Source organism: Arachidicoccus sp. (assembly GCF_050436765.1).
Classification (GTDB): domain Bacteria; phylum Bacteroidota; class Bacteroidia; order Chitinophagales; family Chitinophagaceae; genus Arachidicoccus.
Genome location: NZ_JBNQGD010000194.1, coordinates 1 through 3,560 on the forward strand (window position 1 = coordinate 1; position 3,560 = coordinate 3,560).

Below are 3,560 nucleotides of genomic sequence, written 5' to 3' on the forward strand. Positions count from 1 at the left end.
TTTGGGCAAATCTGATGTCCTGCGATACAAAGGGCTTGCCTTTGCCTTCATTAAATCCTTGTGCGCTTAAGGCTGCTACATTTTCTAAAGCCGGGCCTTCTCCAAATTGCTTCCAGGCATTGGGGTCCCCAATGTGCCCACATACCAAACTTCGCATCTCGGAACCAATCGGGTACTTTGTATTGTGATAAAGAATCCCATGTCGGTTGAAACTTTACGCTCTCTACATTACTTTTACCAAGTAGATTAACTGCCTTTAAATGCTTCGATAAAACAATACCGGGAGCAAGGCTCCCTAAGTACTGCAGCGCCTTTCTTCTTTCCATAGTCCAATATTCTAAACAAAGCTTGAACCTATTATTCCCAGAATCTACGATGAACTTTATTCCACTTCTTTTAGGGGGGTCAAAGTCACCGGACCTGCCAAACCAGACGGACTTACATCCCAGTTTTTAGCAGTAAACAAACCGTTTTTACCAATATCTTTTGGATCGTGTGCAGGGAAATTAATGTTATAAAATCTTTTGTAAAGAATATTATTTTGATCCATATAACGAATTCTATTCGCCATCAGATTAGACACTTTAATATCTAGATGGTTGCGTTGCTTGAATAAATCATTCGCAATAATCAACCCATCCTTGTCATTTAATAATGTCCCTATATTCTTCCCATTTAACCATACTTCAGCATTCTCTTTTACATTACCCAAATTCAATTTCCAATAATTGGTACCCGCGTCAGGTTTTTTAAAATCTATTTGATAATCGGCAGTCCCAGAAAAATTATTTAATTCATTTTCATCCAAATTTGTCCAATAATCAAGATGTTTTAATTGTATGGGCTTCGGCAATACCGGACCACCAGAAATAAATGTAAGGGTCCATTTACCATCAATGGTTTGAGTATCTTTTTGTGCTTCAAAATAAGGATATTGTTTACCAGAAGTTGCAACAGTATTTGTTTTTAGAATACAACTTTCATTGGGTTGTAATTGCAGGTAAATTTCAACATTTCCATCTTCACCGACTTTAGTTTTTGTAAAACCAAGCGCTTGCGACATCGGGTTAAACACCGCAACAGATTTGGCAACCACAGCTAGAGGCACCCAACCAGTAAAAGAGCTGCCGGATTCATTTACAACAAAATAATAATTTCCACCATTGTAAGAACGCCTTACAAAATGTAAGTCTTGTGATACCATTTTTTCTCGACGAATTTTAGAAAACTGTAGCAGTTTTGGCAAATCATCCCCTTTAATTATGCGCCCCCTTCCGACCTTTGCGACACTTATGCCCTCTGCATTTTGCTGAAAGCTTAACGAATGTAATAAAGCATTAAATTCATTTTGCCTTTGCGTCAAATTTGCCAAACCTGGAACACTCGATGGCAACGATTTATAGATTAAAATACTAGCACCGCTTTTTGCCAAGGACATTATTTTTTGCAAAGTAGAAAGTGGCATATAATGTACATTAGAAACCAGAATAGTCTGGTAATCTCCACCGGCACTTTGAATTAAATTAGCATTGTTTTGTAATTGTTCCGTTTGGTTGTCCGAGATAAAATCAAAGCTATAACCGTTAGCCAACATCCAAGTAGCATTGCTATCAAAATCAGTATTTTCAAAACCTTTCATACCATCGTAATGCTTCAATAGCGATCTGCCGCGATCTGCATAACTATCGAATAATGGATAATATTGCAAAATATCATTATTAGGATGCCCCATTTGAAGAAAGGACTGACATCTAGCGATGTAGGCGTTTACCGTGGCAAAATTATTCCACTGCGGATTAGCTGGCGAAAAATGTACTGATGCATAGAAAAGCCATCCCGGCCAAGGGGCAGATAACGGCGAATAAGCAATCCCATGATAAAAGATATGGTTTACGCCACCCAAGAAATAATTATCAATGGCATTTTTCACTTCACCAAGCGTTGATTTAAAATGTTCATTTAACCATGTAGCCGATTCCGAAGAAGCTAAAGGCTTACCCAAAACATTCGCCGCAGATGTAGCAAATTTAAAACGCAATCTATCTTCTCCTTCTGTTTCTGGAATATCACTTGCCCCATATAAATCCAAAATATTTGCTGGAGAACCGTGTGATTGATTTCTGATAATTTTACCTTTTGACTTAGCCCAACCCTCCCAGGTCTGTGTAAAATTCTTTAATAATAATTCGCCAATTGTTTGCCTAAAATCAGACAGCACACGATCACTTTTTTCATCATTGGATTTATTCAATAAGTATGGCAAATATTGCCTCAAATCATAACCTCTTTCTTTTTGAAAATACTCAAAGAAATGCGGTGTAAAATCTGCCTGACCATTGGCATCATCTACTTCATAAGAATCGCAAAAGAATGAACGAAGGTTTTTCAAACTCCTGTTTCCAAATGCGGTATCAAAGTGATGCAAATAATCTGTGACAGCAGTTTTAGAAAGATGATCGATCACGAATCCTTCACCTCCCGGTGCAGCTCGTTCCACCATTTTTCCGTGCATACCCTGAAACACAGCATATAATTTCCAATCGCCTTTAGGTGCTGTCCAATTTAATTTTCCATTCGCATCCACATCTTTGGTTAGATTCAAAGAGTTACCCTTCTGATCAAAGGCCATTAAAGTTACCAGGGGCAATTTCTCTTGAAACCTTACTTGATCCAGTGCCAACTGCTGCAAATCGGTATTCGCAGAAATAGGGCGTTTTATGTCATTAATGTTTATCTTTTTATGACCCTCTGCACTTATAAAAGCTTTCTGAATAAATACAACCGGCGCTTTCAATTGTTCGCCTTGATTTACACTAAAAATTTCATACCGCAGTTCTTTGCTTTCATCGGCAGGCGTTACCCAGGGGCCACCGAAAGGCCAACCTGTAGCATTTGCCAGATCTATTCCCAAGCCCAATTTTTCCCCTTCCTGCAGGGTATGTTCAAAGACATCCATCCATTTATCAGAAAGATAATTGATATATTTACTCTCCTCTCCTTTCACTCCATAAATAGCCGTCAATTCCATTCCCCCCAACCCGGCTTGTTGGTACTTTTCCATTACTTTATCCAAGTCTTTATTATTGACGGCGCTTCCCTCCCACCACCATCTGGACCATGGTTTTGTTTGTTGTGTAATTTGGGGCCATTTAAGTTGAGATTTACTAACTAAAGGTGTGAAGAAAAATGTGGTAAGCAACCCTAAAAAGATTTGATTTTTCAATTTATTTGAGTAAGTCATTAGAGATATGGAATTTAAATGCTTATATAAAAGTGAGGCCTTAAAGAAATAAAAGTAACTATTTGACTTTAGCAAAATTTACAAGTGCTATCTAAAATTTGTACAAAATTTTTCAATAGCACTTGATAAGAAAAACCGAAATAAACAAACTAAAAAACTTATTACCAGTTAAATTTCAAAAACCAGTTCTTCGGGTCAGCTAGCTTTGCGTCGACCGTTGCTGCTTTACCCGGTTCACCTGCAGCAATAAATTTAGCCGCTATTTTTGCTTGTAAAAAGGCAACACCAGAACCCGGTTGTTCCTTTTCCCTTCTTAAAG

Annotated in this window: 2 protein-coding genes; both read right to left on the reverse strand. The window is 37.9% G+C overall.

Going from position 1 to position 3,560, the window contains the following annotated elements; all coding sequences use genetic code 11:
• Positions 1 to 50: 50 nt before the first annotated feature.
• Positions 51 to 326, reverse strand: coding sequence for an alpha-L-fucosidase (locus ACQR30_RS08395; RefSeq protein WP_429733980.1), 276 nt, complete (start codon positions 324 to 326; stop codon positions 51 to 53).
• A 56-nt stretch (positions 327 to 382) separates the two neighbouring features.
• Complete coding sequence (locus tag ACQR30_RS08400) at positions 383 to 3,241, reverse strand: glycosyl hydrolase (protein WP_429733981.1); 2,859 nt, start codon at positions 3,239 to 3,241, stop codon at positions 383 to 385.
• Between the last annotated feature and the right edge of the window lie 319 nt (positions 3,242 to 3,560).

What these genes read in the sequence shown, in the direction of transcription:
- ACQR30_RS08400 (WP_429733981.1), bottom strand. Translation starts at nt 3,241, where the DNA reads ATGACTTACTCAAATAAATTGAAAAATCAAATCTTTTTAGGGTTGCTT.
- ACQR30_RS08395 (WP_429733980.1), bottom strand. Translation starts at nt 326, where the DNA reads ATGGAAAGAAGAAAGGCGCTGCAGTACTTAGGGAGCCTTGCTCCCGGT.